Raw genomic sequence first — 16,004 nt, 5'->3', positions numbered from 1 at the left:
CCGCGCCTGCTCAGCCCGGGCGGACCGCGCCGCTGTACGGCATCGCGTCGATGGACTCGGTCTTGACCGGCTTGCCCGGACGGCTGGCGTGCACCATGCGGCCGTTGCCGATGTACATGCCGACGTGGCTGATCGGGCTGTAGAAGAACACCAGGTCGCCCGGCTGCAGCTGGCTCTTGCTGACCCGGCGGCCCTCGTTGATCTGCGCCTTCGAGGAGTGCGACAGCGAGACACCGGCGCGGGCCCAGGCCGCCATCGTCAGGCCGGAGCAGTCGAACGAGCTCGGGCCGTCGGCACCCCAGACGTAGGGGTCGCCGAGCTGGGCCATCGCGTAGCTGACGGCGGCGGCGGCGCGGCCGCTGGCCGGGACGTTCGGCAGTTCCTCGTCGTCGTCGTCCATCCGGCCGCTGCGGCTGGTCCGCTGCTCGCGGGCCTCCTCGGCTTCCCTGTCGTTCTCGGCCTGGATCCGCGCGCGCTCGGCGTCGCTGAGCTTGCCGAGCACCTTCTCGGCGGCGTCGAGGTTGACCTGGATCTGCTTCTTCAGGCCGTCCTGCTGCGCCTGCACGGCCTGCAGCGCGGCCAGCTCGGTCTGCTCGCTGGCCTGGAGGTCGGCCAGCTTGCCCTGGGCCGACTGGAACTTCCGCAGCGCGGAGTTCTGCTGGCCGGCGTACGCCTGGGCGGTGGAGGCCTGGCTGAGGAACTGGTCGGGGTTCGTCGACAGCAGCAGCTGCGCCGTCGTCGTCATCCCGGAGGTCTGGTACCCGGCGACCGCGAGCGAACCGATCTGCCGCTTCACCGCGTCGACCTGGGCCTGCTGCTTCTTGATACCGGCCTGCAGCGCCTTCACCCGGTCGTTCGACGCCTTGATCTGACCACGCAGATCGTTGGCGGACTCACCGGCTTCCTCGGCCTTGTGCTGCAGTGCCGCGACCTGAGCCTTCGCCTGCTCCAACGTGGGCTTCGGTTCCGCGTCCGCGGCGCCCTGGACGAAGAGCACGCCCGCGACGACAGCGGTGGTGGTGATGGCGGCGAGGGCGATTCCCCTGGTGCGGTTGATGCGTCCGGTGGACACAGCCCGGTCGGTCCCTTCCTCTGCTCGCGCCGTCCCCGTCGACCGCACGTTCGTGGCGCCGAACCTACCGCAGCAGATCCGCCGCCAGCCGGTGGGTCTCCCTTCGGCTGGTCGTTGCCCGGCCGGTCCGGTAGACCGACACGCTGAGGCAACGAGACGTAACAGTAGTAATCGATTCGTGACCGGTGCAATTCGCCCCTCGGGTTTGATCCAAAATTAACGTCGGGCAACCCCTTGCCCGCCGTACCGGTCGCGGTGCACGCGCGACCCGTACGGAGGATCACACGGCGTCGGCGGCCGATTCTCCTTCCGCAGCAACATTCGGCTCGACACTGCTGACGGCATGGACCAGCCGCAGCGGTGGCACCAGACCGGACTGGGCCAGTACGTCGAGCGCCGCGCGCTCGTCGTCGTCGATCCGCAGCTCCGGCGCCGGTTCGGCGGTCAGCCCGAGCACCACCGTGACCACGCAGTCCCGGCAGCCCGGGCCTCTCATCACGCACGCGTCGCAGTCGATCAGCACAACGTCCTCCAAGTGGGGAAGGGCCGGACTTGCATCCGGCTGAGAAGGACGCTAAAGAACCCCGCCGACAGTTTTTGGCGACAGCGTGGAATCCGTTGCGCGGTGCCCGGATCGCGCCGGGCACGAACGGGCCACGGCGGGCCGGTTCCCGGGCCACGACGTGAGCGGCCTCCGCGGCGTACGCCCGATCGGCTTCAGGGGCGTACGCCCGATCGGCTTCAGGGACGGGCGATGCGGGCGATCAGGCTGACCGCGGACAGCGCCCGGGCGCCGAGCTGGATGATGCTCTCGGCAACCTCGCGGTCCGACGAGACGACCACGATCGGGCGGCCGGCGGGCTCGGCGCGAACCAGTTGCCTGATCACCTCGTCGGCGATCACGCCGGCCGGGCTGAACCTGACCCGCACCCCGCGCGGCGGAGTCAGCTGGACCGGTCCGGACAGCTCCGCGCCGTCGAACACCACGGTCACCTCCACGCGCCGCTGAGCGACCAGCGCCCCGAGCGCGGTGACCAGCCGCTGCCGCTGCGAGTGCAGCGGTGAGTTCGGCCACACGGTCTTGGTGACGTTGTACCCGTCGACGATCAGATGCACCTGTGGCAACGCCAGCAACTCGTCGAACAGCGCGGGATCGTCGTCCGGCGCAGTCCGCCCGACCGGCGAGGCAGACGGCTCGACGCCGGCAACAGTGTCGGCTGGGCGGAGCTCTCCCCCAGGCGGCAGCGCCAGCTCACGCCGTAGCCCACCAGCGGCCTCGACAAGCGTGTCCAGCAGCAGTCTGGTCCGCGTGGACGCCATCTCCCGCTCCTGGCCCGCCGTACGACGTGCAGCGTGCTCCACGGCCTCCAGCTCGGTCACGCGGGCGCGCAGCTTGCGGACCTCGCGCTCGACCTCGGCACGGGCAGCGGCGACCCGCTCGTCCGCGGTGGTCGCCTCGATCGTCCGTTGCTCGAGGTCGCTCTGCAGACCGGTGATCCGCTGGCGCGCCTCGTTCAGCTTGCGGCGCAGGGTGACGTTCTCCGCCTTCAGCTCGGTCACCTGCTCCCGCAGCCGCTCCCGGACCTGGCGGGTCTCGGTACGGGCCTGGTCGAGCTGGTCGGTGAGACGGCTCACCACGTGGTCGTCGACGGCGGGTGTCTCCGGCTGGACCTGGGCAGCGGCGAGCACCCGCTCCTCCCAGTCGTCCGGGCGCAGCAGGTACGCCAGGGCGGCCGCCTCGACCGGCTCGGCGGCCGGGACCGGCACGCCCTCGGCGATCGCGTCGCCGAGCTCCGGTTGCTCCCGGCGTACCTCGAAAGCGATCAGCCGGCGGAAGTGCTCGTCGGTCGCGAGGATCGGACCCAGCACGGACGCCGACAGCTTGGCCCGCTTGGCCGGGGCGAAACTGGCGAACCGCCGCAGCGGGGCCGGGATGTCGGTCGCGGGCAGCTGACCCAGAGCCTGGGCGGCGAGGGCGAGAACCCGCTGCCGAACCGGTTCGGGCAAGGCGGTGGTAGCGGACCCGGCGGCGGTGCCTGCCTCAGTCACCGGTCCGCAAACCGGCCCGGACGGAGGTCTGGCTCAGCCAGTGACGCAGACCACAGCGGCCGGGCACCGGGCCCGGAATCGCGGTGATCGCTTGAATACGCATACGGGCAGCGTAGTCGGTCGGGCCGCGTGTCAGCGCAGGAATTGTCGGTGGGGGCTTCTAGCGTCGTCGTCATGAGCAGCCCCTCGCCGGATCCCGCCGCTGCCCCGGCGCCCGGACCGCTCGCGCCGATCCGTGGCGTGCAACCGAGTTTCGACGACCTCGGGACGCCGCTGCGCGACGTCACCTTCTGCGTGGTCGACCTGGAGACCACCGGCGGTGCGCCGGGCGACTCCGGCATCACCGAGATCGGCGCGGTCAAGGTGCGGGCCGGCGAGCTGGTCGGTGAGTTCCAGACCCTGGTCAACCCGGCCGAGCCGATCCCGCCGTTCATCGCCGTGCTGACCGGCATCACCGACATGATGGTTGCCTCGTCACCCCGGATCGGCTCGGCGCTGCCGGCCTTCCTGGAGTTCGCCCGCGGCTGCGTGCTGGTCGCGCACAACGCGCCGTTCGACGTCGGCTTCCTCAAGCACGACGCCCAGGTGCACGGGTACGACTGGCCCGACTTCCCGGTCGTCGACACCGCGCTGCTGGCCCGCCGGGTGCTCACGCCGGACGAGGTGCCCAACTGCAAACTCGGCACGCTGGCCAAGCTCTTCCGGGCGACCACGACGCCGAACCACCGCGCGCTGTCCGACGCGCGCGCCACGGTCGACGTACTGCACGGGCTGTTCGAGCGGGTCGGATCGCTCGGCGTGCAGACGCTCGAGGACCTGCAGACGTTCTCGGCGCGCGTCGCGCCCGCCGTACGGAAGAAGCGGCACCTGGCCGAGTCGTTGCCGCACGCCCCTGGGGTGTACCTGTTCACCGACGACCGCGGCGAGGTCCTGTACGTCGGCAAGTCGAAGGACCTGCGGACCCGGGTCCGGTCGTACTTCACCGCCTCCGAGACGCGGACCCGGATCGGCGAGATGATCGGGATCGCGTCCGGCGTCCGCGGGATCGAGTGCGGGACGGCGCTGGAGGCCGAGGTGCGCGAGCTCCGGCTGATCGCGGAGCACAAACCGCGGTACAACCGGAAGTCGAAGTTCCCCGAACGGCAGCACTGGCTGAAGATCACCGTCGAACCGTTCCCCCGGCTCTCGCTGGTCAAGCAGCTGCGCGACGACGACGCCGGGTACCTCGGGCCCTTCAGCTCACGCAAGACCGCCGAGCGGGCGATGGCCGCGCTGCACGAGGCCTTCCCGATCCGGCAGTGCACGCCCCGGATGTCGCGCACGCCGCGGATGTCGCCGTGCGTGCTGGCCGAGATGGGCCGCTGCGTCGCGCCCTGCGACGGGCGGATCGACATGGAGGCGTACGGCGAGTTCGTGGAGGGCCTGCGCTCGGCGCTGGTGACCGACCCGAGCCCGGTGATCGAGGCGCTGACGCGGCGGATCGACGTCCTGTCCGCCGATGAACGCTTCGAGGACGCCGCCGTGCACCGGGACCGGCTCGGGGCGTTCGTCCGGAGCAGCGCAAAGATGCAGCGAATGGCCGCGGTCACCAGCTGCCCCGAGATCTGCGCCGCCCGGCGTACCGAGGACGGCGGCTGGGAGCTCCACGTCATCCGCCACGGCCGCCTCGCCGCCGCAGGCATCGCCGTCCGCGGCACCGACCCGCGCAAGTACCTCGACATGCTCCGCGCCTCCGCCGAAACCGTCCTCCCCGGCATCGGCCCGGTCGCCACCGCCTCGCCCGAGGAAATCGAGCTGGTCCTCCGCTGGCTCGACCAGCCCGGCATCCGCCTGGTCGAGATGAACGGCACCTGGACCTGCCCGATCGCCGGCGCGGGCCGGCACTTGCGCCGGCTTGATCCGCCTCGGTCGGAGGACCACCGCCATCCGTCAGAGCGCCGCCGACGGTCGCTGCGGCCTGTTGGGCCGGTGGGGGTCGGTGGTTGATTCCAGGTGGTCGCTGAGAGGCTGAGCCTCCGCGCTGCCTGAGGCTGACGCCGACGCCTGAACCGCACTGCCTGAGGCCGACGCCACCCCCTCGACCGCACCGCCTGAGGCCGACGCCACCGCCTGGACCGCACCGCCCACTCGCACGAGCGGCTGGCCCGGCACCACCACCTGCCTGCCAGCCTGCCAGCCAGCCTCTGCCTGCCTGCCAGCCAGCCGACTGTCGGTCGGCCCCTCTCGGCCAGCAGGTCCCTCACCGAGCACCTCTTCGCTCTTTTCCGGCCGCAGCGGCCTCAGCCGAAGACCACCCTGCCGGCCGCATCGCCGCCGACCTGAGGTGGCTGCAGGTACGGCCGACGAGGTGTGCGGAGGCTGCGACGACACCGGCTGGAAGAGAAGTTGGGGTGATGAGTGCGGCTTGACTGCGACGACCGCGGCTGGACGGCCGCCGGTACGAAGACCCAAACGCGGCCGCCCGGCGTACGGCAGGCAGACGAGGGAGGGGTTGTCCACAGGTGGACCTGTCCAGGCAGCGGCAGGGGGTTCGGCGGAACTATGCTTCAGCGCGGTAGGGGTTGCGGGGAACTACGGAGAGGACGTCATGGTCACGGCGATCGTGTTCATCAAGGCGGATGTGGCTCGGATTCCTGAGGTGGCTGAGCAGGTGGCGGCCATCGAAGGCGTCAGCGAGGTGTACTCGGTGACCGGTGGGCTGGATCTGATCGCGATGGTGCGGGTGGCTCACCACGACGACCTGGCGAGTGTGATCCCGGACCACGTGAACCGGGTGCCGGGCGTGCAGAGCACGGAGACGCACATCGCGTTCCGGACGTACTCGACGCACGACCTCGAGGCGGCGTTCAGCCTGGGCCAGGAGGACGGTCTCTGAGGCTGGATCGCGTGGCCCGTCTGACACCCCGCTGAAGTTACGGTGAACCCATGAGCAACCCTCCCGCCGGCTGGTATCCGGACCCCACCGGCCAGCCGGACACCATCCGCTGGTGGAACGGGACGCAGTGGACCAACAAGACCGAGCGCGAGACGCCGGACGAGGCCACCCCGGAGCCGGAGGACACCACCCCGGAGCCTGAGGACACCACCCAGGAGATCAGCCCGGAGATCACTCCGGAGCGATGCGGTACAGCTGCCGCTGAGGCGAAGGCTGAGAGCGAGCGTGGCGGTACGGCCGGTGCCGGTACGCCGAGTACCGGTTGGACTGGATCAGGCACGGGCGGCGGTTCGGCAGATGCCGGCGGTACGGCGGGGGCCGGTGGGACCGCGGCGGGCGCCGGTACGACGGGTGCTGGTGCTTCGGCGGCTGGTGCGGTCGGTGGGTGGAGCCCGGCGGGTTCTGCGGCCGGAGCTTGGGGTGAGAACACGGCGGGCAGCTCGGGAGCTGGCGGCTGGGGCGCGGTTGGCGCTGGAGCCGTTGGCTCAGGTGACTTGGACACGGGCGCTGCTGGTGGCTCGAGTGCTGGTGGGGTAAGCGCCGGCGGCGCGGGGACTGGTGGCTCGGCTGCTGGTGGCATGGGCGCCGACGGCACTGGGACTGGTGGCTCGGCTGCCGGCGGCATTGGGGCCGGCGGCTGGGGTGAGGTTGGGGCTGCGGCTGCGGGCGGTGGGCAGGGCGGCGTACGGGCTGGTTCCAGTAGTGCTGCTGATGCTGCGGCGTTGAGTGCTGCTGAGAAGGCCCGGGCGACCTGGACGCAGAGGCCGGCTGGGCAGACCAACGCCGGGCACTGGACTCAGCAGGCGCCGCCTGCGGCCAGTGATCAGACCAGCGGACCGGACCCGGCGACTGTCGCCGGTGACGTCGCGCCGGAGCAGAGCCAGTGGACGTTGTCGTTGGCAACGGACCCCGCGACTACGACGGACGCGGGGGCCAAGGACGCCAGCGCTGAGGTCGCCGGTGAAGTTGGCTCTGCGGCAGGCCCGAGCGGTGCGGCTGCGAACGAGAAGCCTCAGCTGTGGCAGGTGCCTGACGAGACGCCGGCAAACGACGACTTCCCGGACCACTGGCGTACCGGTGACGAGCAGCAGCCGACGCAGTGGGGCCAGGGTGGTGAGCAGTCGGCTGACCAGCAGACCACCCAGTGGCAGACCGGCGAGCAGCAGACCGACACCCAGCAGAGCGGCGGGCAGCAGAGCGCTCCCGGTTGGCAGACCGACCCGCAGCAGAGCTCGCCCGGTTGGCAGGGCAGCAGCGATCCGCAGCAGAGCACGTCTGGATGGCAGGGCAGCGGCGACCCGCAGAGCGCGGCCGGCTGGCAGAGCAGCGACGCACAGGGTGCGGCCGGCTGGCAGACGAGCGGCGTACAGAACGAATGGCAGACCGACGGCCAGCAGGGCGCTGCCGGGTGGCAGACCGAGGGGCAGCAGAACGACCCGTGGCACGGCGCGACGCAGACCCAGCAGGTAGGGGTCGAGCAGGGCGCGACGACTGGGTGGGGGCCTCAGCAGGGCGGTCAGTCGCAGTGGCAGGCGGGGCCGGCCGGGCCGACCGGCGGCGGTACGCGGCAGAAGTCGTCCGGTGGAGACAAGCCCGGCGGGCCACCCAAGACCCTGCTGATCGTCGCCGGTGCCGTCGGGCTGGTGCTGATCATCGTCGCCGGAGTGTTCTTCGTCGCCAACCGCGAGGACAAGACGGCTGAGCCTGAGCCGACCAGCAGCGTGCCGACGACCACCCCGAGCAGTACGCCGTCCGCGCCGACGAGTGCGCCGACGACCCCGCCGGGCAGCCAGAGCACGGTGCGCCCCGGTCAGTCCAAAAACCCGAAGCTGCACGAGGGCGGACGGATCGCCTCCGAGGCGATCTCGTTCCCGCGGCAGCGCCCGCCGTGGTCGGACCGCAAGCGGCTCGTCCCGCAGCTGGTCAACTCCAGCGGGCAGTACGTGCTGCTGCAGGAGAAGTTCGACGGCAAGAACAGCTGGTACGCCGACGCGTTCGTCGGTTCGCTCGGTACGTCGGTGCTGTTCAACGGTGATGTGCGGGCGACGGCCGGGGATCTGTCCCGGCAGCTGCGCAGCACGCTGTACGGCGACATCCCGGTGAAGTTCGGCGACCTGCGCAACGGCGCGGTGAAGCGCACCGGCAAGAACGGCTGGTACTACCAGCAGTCCGTCACGACGACGAACCCGAAGATCGCCGCCCGGGCGCTGACCCTGACGGTCGCGGTGTTCGATCTGGGCGACGGCACCGCCGTCGCCTACATCAGCGACATCCCGACCACTCGGCCGGATCTGAGGACGGCCGAAGCCCAGCTCTACAAGGGAATCAACGTTGGCTGAGAACGAAACCTCGCCCCGCCACAGCGCGCCGCCCCCGCCGCCGAGCCCACCCCGTCGTCCGGACCTCGGGCCGGACGCCTTGGACGAGGACGCCCGCGCCCAGGCCGACCGCTCCCCCGCTGAGCGCCTGCCAGGCAACGGCTTGTCTGTCGAACGCCCCTCCAGCCAGACCGCCCGTACGCCAGGCAACGGCTCCCCAGCCGCCGGGATCTCGGGCGACACCGCCCGCACGCCGACCGACGGCTTCCCTGGCGACCGTCCTGCTCAGCAGACCTTCCCAAGCGAAGGGTCGTCGGGTGATCGTCGCGCAAGTGGGCCGGCGGACCCGCTGGGCACCCATCCGACGGGCCGGCAGGACGGTGCCAGAGCAGATGCCCTAGGCAACCAAACGGCGGCTACGCCCGGCCGTCCCTCAGCAGGTTCGCCCGGCGGCGCCCAGGCAGGTTCGCCCGGCCCCTCGGCAGCTTCACTTGGCAGTCCCTCGGCAGGTTCGCCCGGCGATCCCTTGGCAGCTTCGCTCGGTGGTCCGTCGAGCTCGTTGACCGGCGGGGGTTCGGATTCCTTGGGCGGGTCGGATCCGTTGTTCGGGCAGTCGCCGGCGCCGGCTCCTCCGCCGCCGCCTCCCCGGCGTCCGAGCGCTTCCGACGGCCCGGTAGGCGGAGGGCAGCAGGCCCCTGGACGTCCGGCGCAACAGCCGCCGAGTCTGCCCTCGGCTCAGCAGCCTTCGCCAGTTGGCGGCCAGCCGGCACAGCCCCCGAGCGGCCCTAGGCAGGCGACCGGTCAGCCGCAGGCGCCGACTGCCGGCGGACCGCAACAGGCTGGTATTCAGTCGCAGTCACCGGCTGCCGGTTCGCCGCAACAGGCTGGTGTCCGACCGCAGCAACCGTCCAGCGGTGGACCGCAGCATGCGGATGGTCGGGCGCAGCACTCGAATGCGGACCAGCAGGCAGGCGGGGCGCTGGGTCAGCCGAACACGCCTGCTGGGCAGCGGCCGGTCGATCCGTCGCGGCAGTCACAGCAGCCAGGTGGGCCGGTGCCTCCGCAGGCGGCATACGGGCCGCCGGCACGGCAGGGTGGGTCACAGGCGTCGGCGCAGCGCGGGCCGGGCCAGCAGGGTCCGGTTGGGCCGACGGCCGCACGGCATGGCGGTCCGCAGACGTCGAACTGGTCGGGGCCAACCCTGTCCGGAGGTCCGCAAGGGCCGACCGGCCAAGCGCCTCAGCAGCCAGGCGGTCCGCAAGGCCCGAGCGGTCAGGGGCCTCAGCAGCCGGGCGGTCCGCAGGGGCCGAGTGAGCAGTGGTTCGCGCAGGCGGGAGATTCGCACGGGCCTCGTGGGCCTGTCGGGCCGGGAGGGCCGCAGGGGCCTGGGTTTGCCGCGCCTTATGGGCAGCGTCCGCAGCAGGGGCAGTGGGCTGGGAACCAGGGGCCTGCACAGAGTGGAGCGCAAGGGCCCGGGTCCCACCAAGGTCCGCCGATGCAAGGGCCTCCGCCTCAACCGGCGTACGCTCCTCGGACTCAAGGCCAGGCACCGCAGCGTTTGGGGTCTCTGGAGCAGTCGCCCTTGGGGTCCAGCGAGACGCCCACCACCTCCGAGACACCCGCGGGGGCTCGTCAGCACGCACAACACGGGTCGCAAGCCCGGCGGGCGGCGCACCGAGGCGGATGGCAGGAGCAGGACATCGGCGGGCCGCCGGACGACGGTGGGGACGACGACTCGTACGGCGTGGTGGACCGGCCGTCAGGTGGGAACGTTCAGCGCGCCCGCTTGATCGGGGCGTTGTCGCTGGTGCTGGTGGCTGTGTTGACGACGGTGTTCAGCGTGTCCTGGCTGTGGTCCAACGCGCAGGCGGTGTCGCCGGTCGACGTGCCGGCGGGGAACGCGGGCGATGTGAAGACGATCACCCCGTCCTTGAGCCCCTCGCCGACGCCGACGCCGGAAGGCCGGGTCATCGGCGGGATGTTCTACAACGCGACGATGGACACCATGCCGATGATGTCGTCGGCGTGGAGCTCGCAGGAGGACCGGACCGGCTCGGCCGGCGGGCGGGGCAGCTACCTGAGCGTGCACAAGGAGTACGACGGCAAGGAGGACTGGGTGAACTACGTCTCCTTCGGCAGCCTGAGCAAGAGCATCGCCTTCACCAACACCCCGGCCGGTCTGAAGGACGCGACGATCAAGGCGGCCACCACCGCACTGATCCGCCTCTACGACCCGAACGTGAAGCTGATCGGCAAGGCCACCCACCGCCCGCTGACCGTCGACGGGCACGCCGGCCACGAGCTGACCATCAAGGTCGACGTCCGCAAGCCGAAGCTGCCCGAGACGTACTCGACCGTGATGGTCGCGGTGATCGACCGCGGCGACGGTACGGCGGTCGTCTCGGTCGCCGACATCGCCGGCTCCACCCCGCAGTGGCTGCCGGTCTGGCGGACGAACGTGTCCAAGATCCAGTTCAGCAAGTAGAAAGGCGCCCGCTCCTCACCGAGAAGCGGGCGCCTTCACAAGTGGTCCTAGCCGCGGACTTCCAGGCAGATCGTGATCCACCGCTCCAGCACGTCCTTGGCCGCGCCGGAGTCGATCGCCTCGGCCGCGCGGTCCATCCCGGCCCGGATCCGCGTCTGCACGGTCCCCGGCTGCGCGTCGTACGCCGCCAGTGCCGCACCCGCGTTGAGCAGTACGACGTCGCGCACCGGCCCGGTCTCCCCGTCCAGCAGCGCGCGGACGACCTTCGCGTTGTACGGCGCGTCGCCGCCCCGCAACGCTCCGGTCGGGACCGGCTCGATCCCCAGTTCGCGCGGGTCCAGCGTCACCGGCCCCTCGACCGACCCGCCGCCGACCGACCAGACCTGCGAGGTCGTCATCGTGGTCAGCTCGTCGAGCCCGTCGTCGCCGTGGAAGACGAGCGCGTCGATCCCCCGCCGGGCCAGGACGCCGGCCATCAGGCCCGCGATCCGCCCGTCCCCGACGCCGACGGCCTGGGCCGACGGGTTGCCCGGATTCGCGAGCGGGCCGAGGAAGTTGAACGTGGTCGGTACGCCGAGCTCGCGCCGCGGGACGGCCGCGTGCCGCAGCGCCGGGTGGAACGCGGGCGCGAAGCAGAACGTGATCCCGGCCCGCTCCCCCACCGCCGCCACCTGGGCCGCGGTCAGGTCGAGCGGGATCCCGAGCTCCTCCAGTACGTCGGCCGCTCCGCACGCCGACGAGGCCGCGCGGTTGCCGTGCTTGAGGATCTTCGCCCCGGCACCGGCCGCGACGATCGCCGACATGGTGGAGATGTTCACCGTGTGCGCTTGGTCACCTCCGGTGCCGACTACGTCCAGCGTGCGGCCGGACACCTCCAGCCGGGTGGCGAAGTCGCGCATCGTGGTGACGAGGCCCTCGACCTCGACGACCGTCTCGCCCTTGGACCGCAGTGCGATCACGAATCCGGCCAGCTGGGCCGGTGAGGCCGCGCCGGACAGGATCTGCTCCATCGCCCAGCCGGTCGCGGCGGCGTCCAGGTCCTCGTGCCGCAGCAGCGGGTTGAGCACCTGCGGCCAGGTGAAAGCGGCGGTCATCGCCGGATCAGGTCGTCGCGGGCAGCGACTCGACCCGCTGCCGCAGCAGCTCGGCGGTCACCTCGGCGAGCCGGATCGGGTCGATCGGGTGCGAGACGGCGGCCTCGGCGCGCGACCAGGTGGCCAGCCAGGCGTCCTGCGGACGGCCGGTGATCACCAGCACCGGCGGGCAGCGGAAGATCTCGTCCTTGAGCTGCCGGGCGATGCCCATGCCGCCGGCCGGGACGGCCTCGCCGTCGAGGATGGCCAGGTCGATGCCGCCCTTGTCCATGGTCTTGATCACGGCCGGCTCGGTCGCGCACTCGAAGTACTCGAGCTCGGGCAGATCGGCGGCGGGCCGCTTGCCCAGGGCCAGCCGGACCGACTCCCGCGTCGTACGGTCGTCGCTGTAGACCAGCACCTTCAGCGGACGCTCTGAACTCATCGCTTCATCCCAAGCTGTGTGTGGACAGGCAGATAACACCGCGAATGCTACCGGGGTGGTGGCGCGGCTCTGCGCGCCTGTTCCTCCAAGCGGTCCAGCCGCCGGTCCTCACGCCTGGCTTCACGCTGCGACTGGCGCACCCACTGCACGAAAAGTACGGCGAAGAAGACGATCCCGATGATGTCGCCGGAGCCCCAGAGCAGACCGCCCGCGATGTACTGGTCACGCAGCGGTGACGGCGGCCAGGACCGGCCGAAGGCCGTGTACCAGTCCTCCGCGATCAGCTTGTTCGCCGACATGATCGTGATCCCGAGGAACGCGTGGAACGGCAGCGTCAGGAACGTCAGCATCAGCCGGAACGGGTAGATCACCCGGCCGGGCACCGGGTCCAGACCGAGCAGCGGCCAGAAGAACAGCGAGCCGACCGCGATGAAGTGGACGTGCAGCAGGTCGTGCAGCACCGGCGAGCGCAGCGTCGCGTCGTACCAGCCGCTGAAGTAGAGGGCCCACGGGCTCAGGACGAACAGCGTGAAGCCGATCAGCGGGAAGCAGATCACTTTGGCGAACCGCGAGTGCAGTACGGCGAGCAGCCAGCCGCGCGGCCGCTGCGGAAGGGTGCGCAGAGCAAGGGTCACCGGCGCGCCGAGCGCCATCGCCAGCGGGGTGAGCATCGACAGCACCATGTGCTGGGCCATGTGCACGCTGAGCAGGACGGTGTCGTAGGCACCGAGCACCGACTGGGTCGCGATCACCGCGCTGCCCAGGCCGACGCCGACGAACGAGAACGTGCGGCCGCGCGACCACTTGTCCCCCCGGGCGCGCAGGCGGTGAACGCCGTACAGGTAGAGGGCGCCGATGGCCACGATCACGGCCAGCAGCACCGGTTCGAAGGTCCAGGCGGTCAGCAGCCGCAGGGGCGTGATCGGCTCGATCTGATCGCCGGGTCCGGCGTGGAGGGGAAGCACTCTCCCACAGTAAGAACCAGAAAGCGCCGACATGCATGGGGGTGGGCGTGCTGTCAGGAACCCGGACCGACATAATGACCGCGTGGCCACTGCAACCGCACTCCCAGCGTCCCGTGAACACGGACACCACGACCGTCCCAGCATGGTCAGTGTCGGCACGATCGTCTGGCTCTCGAGCGAACTGATGTTCTTCGCCGCCCTCTTCGCGGCGTACTTCACGATCCGGTCGGTGACGACGGCCGCCGCGGCACCGGGAACGGAAACCCTGTGGGACGCCTCCACAGCGCTTCTGAACATCCCGTTCGCCGCGGTGAACACCACGATCCTGGTGCTGTCGTCGTTCACCTGCCAGTTCGGCGTCTTCGCCGCCGAGCACGGCCGGGTCGGCCGGACCGGTTCGGTGCTGAACGTCCGATCCTGGGGCATGCGTGAGTGGTTCATCCTCACGTACGTGATGGGTGCGGTCTTCATCGCCGGCCAGGTGACCGAGTACGCCACGCTGATCCACGAGGGTGTGACGATCGCCTCGTCGCCGTACGGATCGGTCTTCTACCTGACCACCGGGTTCCACGGTCTGCACGTGACCGGCGGTCTCATCGCTTTCGTGTACGTGCTCGCACGGACGTACATGGCTCGTAAGTTCACCCACGAACAGGCCGTCTCGGCGATCGTCGTGTCGTACTACTGGCACTTCGTCGACGTGGTCTGGATCGCCCTGTTCGCGACCATCTACCTGCTCAAATGAGTGAGAAGAGACTTTCCTTGTCACCGGCGCGCTTTCTGTCTGCGCGACGACGGCACCGGTCAGCCGGCCTCGTCGTGCTCCTGTTCGGCCTCCTGGCAGTGGGTTCGGCGTACGCCGCCTTCGCCCCTGACAACGCGGTCGCCGACAACTCGGCCCAGTCGCAGCAGATCGAAGAGGGCAAGAAGCTCTTCGCGGTCGGCTGTGCCAGCTGCCACGGCCTCAACGCCGAGGGCGGCGGCAACGGCGAGGGCAAGTTCGCCGGCCCGTCGCTGATCGGCGTCGGCGCGGCCGCCGTCGACTTCCAGGTCGGCACCGGCCGCATGCCGGCCATGCAGCCCGGCGCCCAGATCCCGCGCAAGACCCCGGCGTACACGCCGGAGGAGATCGAGGCCCTGGCCGCGTACGTCGCGTCGCTGGCGCCCGGCCCGGCGGTGCCGGCGTCGGAGTCCTACGACATCAGCAAGGCGACCGACGAGCAGGTGACGCGCGGTGGCGAGCTGTTCCGGACCAATTGCACCGCCTGCCACAACTTCGCCGGCAAGGGTGGCGCGCTGCCGAACGGCCGCTACGCCCCGTCGCTGATGGGCGTGGACCCCAAGCACATCTACGAGGCGATGCTGACCGGCCCGCAGCAGATGCCGGTCTTCTCCGACCAGGTGCTGCAGTCCGAGGACAAGCGCGACATCATCGCGTACCTGAACGCGTTGCAGGAGCAGAAGGACCCGGGTGGGTTCGGACTCGGCCGTCTCGGCCCCGTCTCCGAGGGTCTGTGGGGCTGGCTGGTCGGGATCGGCCTGCTGGTCTGCGTAGCGGTCTGGATCGGCGCCAAGGGCGTCAAGGCCAAGGGAGCGAAGGCCGAATGAGCGACAAGGACAACCTTCCCGCCGTGAGCGGGGACGACCACGGCCACGGCGCCGTGGAGCTGGCCGAGCCGATCGCCGACCCGGGCATCGAGCCGCACGAGCACCGCATCACCGACATCGACCCGAAGGCCGCCGACCGCGTCGAGCGGCAGGTCGCGACGATGTTCACCCTCGCCGGTCTGCTCGCGCTCGGCGCGTGCGTGGCGTACTTCGCGATCCCGCGCGACGCGGTGCTGCAGTTCGGCCCGCTGTCGGGCAACGCGAACAACATGACGATCGGCCTGTGCCTGGGCCTGGCGCTGTTCCTGATCGGCGCCGGCGCGATCCAGTGGGCCAAGAAGCTGATGGTCGACACCGAGATCGTCGAGTACCGGCACGCCGCCGGCGGTACGCCGGAGCAGCGCGCGGACATCATCGAGGGCTTCCAGACCGGCGCCGCCGAGTCCGGCTTCGGCCGCCGCAAGCTGATCCGCCGGTCGCTGATCGGCGCGATGGCGCTGCTTGGTCTGCCGGCCATCGTGCTGCTGCGCGACCTCGGCCCGGCGCCGGGCCGCAAGCTGTACAACACCATCTGGGCCCAGGGCATCCGGGTCGTCAACGACGTGACGCTCCGCCCGATCAAGCCGTCCGACCTGGTCGTCGGTCAGCTGGTCAACGGCGCGCCCGCCAACCTGGCTCCGCTGCAGGAGGAGAGCCCGGTCGAGTACCAGAACGCCAAGGCCAAGGCGGCGGTGATCGTCGTACGGATCGCTCCGAACGAGATCCGTACCCCGGCCGGCCGCGAGAACTGGGGCATCGACGGCATCCTGTGCTACTCCAAGATCTGCACCCACGTCGGGTGCCCGATCTCCCTGTACGAGCAGACCACGCACCACGTGCTCTGCCCGTGCCACCAGTCGACGTTCGACCTGGCCGACGGCGCGAAGGTCATCTTCGGCCCTGCCGCCCGCCCGCTACCCCAGCTACCCTTGGCCGTGGACGCCGAGGGCTACCTGGTCGCGCAGAGCGGCTTCACCGAACCGGTCGGCCCGAGCTTCTGGGAACGAGGGTGACA

At 70.8% G+C, this 16,004-nt stretch carries 13 protein-coding genes; 7 read left to right on the top strand and 6 right to left on the bottom strand.

Translation table 11 applies throughout. The features are described 5' to 3' along the window. Positions 1-10: 10 nt before the first annotated feature. From ABD235_RS03520 to ABD235_RS03510, 3 genes are all read right to left on the bottom strand, one after another. Entirely contained in the window at positions 11-1,072 is a 1,062-nt protein-coding gene (locus ABD235_RS03520) for a C40 family peptidase (protein WP_344169228.1), read from the bottom strand. Between the two features lie 280 nt (positions 1,073-1,352). Next, positions 1,353-1,595 carry a hypothetical protein gene (locus ABD235_RS03515; protein ID WP_344169226.1) on the bottom strand — a complete coding sequence of 81 codons (243 nt, stop codon included), beginning with the start codon at positions 1,593-1,595 and terminating at the stop codon, positions 1,353-1,355. A 218-nt stretch (positions 1,596-1,813) separates the two neighbouring features. Further along, complete coding sequence (locus ABD235_RS03510) at positions 1,814-3,079, bottom strand: NYN domain-containing protein (RefSeq protein WP_344169223.1); 1,266 nt, start codon at positions 3,077-3,079, stop codon at positions 1,814-1,816. 216 nt (positions 3,080-3,295) lie between these two features. Here ABD235_RS03510 and ABD235_RS03505 point away from each other — a divergent pair, with 216 nt between their 5' ends. The 4 genes from ABD235_RS03505 (at position 3,296) to ABD235_RS03490 (ending at position 10,859) form a co-directional block, all read left to right on the top strand. Beyond that, the gene (locus tag ABD235_RS03505; RefSeq protein ID WP_344169220.1) at positions 3,296-5,107 is read left to right on the top strand and encodes a DEDD exonuclease domain-containing protein; all 1,812 of its coding nucleotides are present in this window, start codon (positions 3,296-3,298) and stop codon (positions 5,105-5,107) included. Between the two features lie 601 nt (positions 5,108-5,708). Beyond that, positions 5,709-5,996 carry an Lrp/AsnC family transcriptional regulator gene (locus tag ABD235_RS03500; RefSeq protein ID WP_077016896.1) on the top strand — a complete coding sequence of 96 codons (288 nt, stop codon included), beginning with the start codon at positions 5,709-5,711 and terminating at the stop codon, positions 5,994-5,996. A gap of 50 nt (positions 5,997-6,046) precedes the next feature. Further along, positions 6,047-8,395, top strand: a complete 2,349-nt coding sequence (locus ABD235_RS03495) for a DUF2510 domain-containing protein (RefSeq protein WP_344169214.1) — start codon at positions 6,047-6,049, stop codon at positions 8,393-8,395. A 1,561-nt stretch (positions 8,396-9,956) separates the two neighbouring features. After that, positions 9,957-10,859 (top strand): hypothetical protein, encoded by a 903-nt coding sequence (locus ABD235_RS03490; protein WP_344169211.1) that lies wholly within the window; start codon positions 9,957-9,959, stop codon positions 10,857-10,859. Positions 10,860-10,906: 47 nt separating this feature from the next. Here ABD235_RS03490 and trpD read toward each other — a convergent pair whose 3' ends face one another. Genes trpD through ABD235_RS03475 form a run of 3 tightly spaced genes read right to left on the bottom strand, consistent with a single transcriptional unit; the run spans position 10,907 to position 13,342 of the window. Further along, on the bottom strand, positions 10,907-11,953 hold the full coding sequence (trpD, locus tag ABD235_RS03485; RefSeq protein WP_344169208.1) for an anthranilate phosphoribosyltransferase: 1,047 nt from the start codon (positions 11,951-11,953) through the stop codon (positions 10,907-10,909). A 7-nt stretch (positions 11,954-11,960) separates the two neighbouring features. Further along, positions 11,961-12,377, bottom strand: a complete 417-nt coding sequence (locus tag ABD235_RS03480) for an Rv3143 family two-component system response regulator (RefSeq protein ID WP_344169205.1) — start codon at positions 12,375-12,377, stop codon at positions 11,961-11,963. Positions 12,378-12,424: 47 nt separating this feature from the next. Continuing rightward, on the bottom strand, positions 12,425-13,342 hold the full coding sequence (locus tag ABD235_RS03475; RefSeq protein WP_344169202.1) for a cytochrome c oxidase assembly protein: 918 nt from the start codon (positions 13,340-13,342) through the stop codon (positions 12,425-12,427). 31 nt (positions 13,343-13,373) lie between these two features. Here ABD235_RS03475 and ctaE point away from each other — a divergent pair, with 31 nt between their 5' ends. The 3 genes from ctaE to qcrA are packed head-to-tail and all read left to right on the top strand — an operon-like array spanning position 13,374 to position 16,002. Further along, the gene (gene ctaE / locus ABD235_RS03470) at positions 13,374-14,087 is read left to right on the top strand and encodes an aa3-type cytochrome oxidase subunit III (protein WP_486336030.1); all 714 of its coding nucleotides are present in this window, start codon (positions 13,374-13,376) and stop codon (positions 14,085-14,087) included. Continuing rightward, entirely contained in the window at positions 14,084-14,950 is an 867-nt protein-coding gene (gene qcrC, locus ABD235_RS03465; protein WP_344169196.1) for a cytochrome bc1 complex diheme cytochrome c subunit, read from the top strand. The genes ctaE and qcrC overlap by 4 nt, the downstream gene beginning before the upstream one ends. Then, entirely contained in the window at positions 14,947-16,002 is a 1,056-nt protein-coding gene (gene qcrA / locus ABD235_RS03460; protein ID WP_344169193.1) for a cytochrome bc1 complex Rieske iron-sulfur subunit, read from the top strand. The genes qcrC and qcrA overlap by 4 nt, the downstream gene beginning before the upstream one ends. Positions 16,003-16,004 lie beyond the last annotated feature (2 nt).

Source organism: Kribbella lupini (assembly GCF_039529595.1).
In the GTDB taxonomy this organism is placed as follows: Bacteria; Actinomycetota; Actinomycetes; order Propionibacteriales; family Kribbellaceae; genus Kribbella; species Kribbella lupini.
This window is presented reverse-complemented; position numbering and strand designations above follow the sequence as displayed.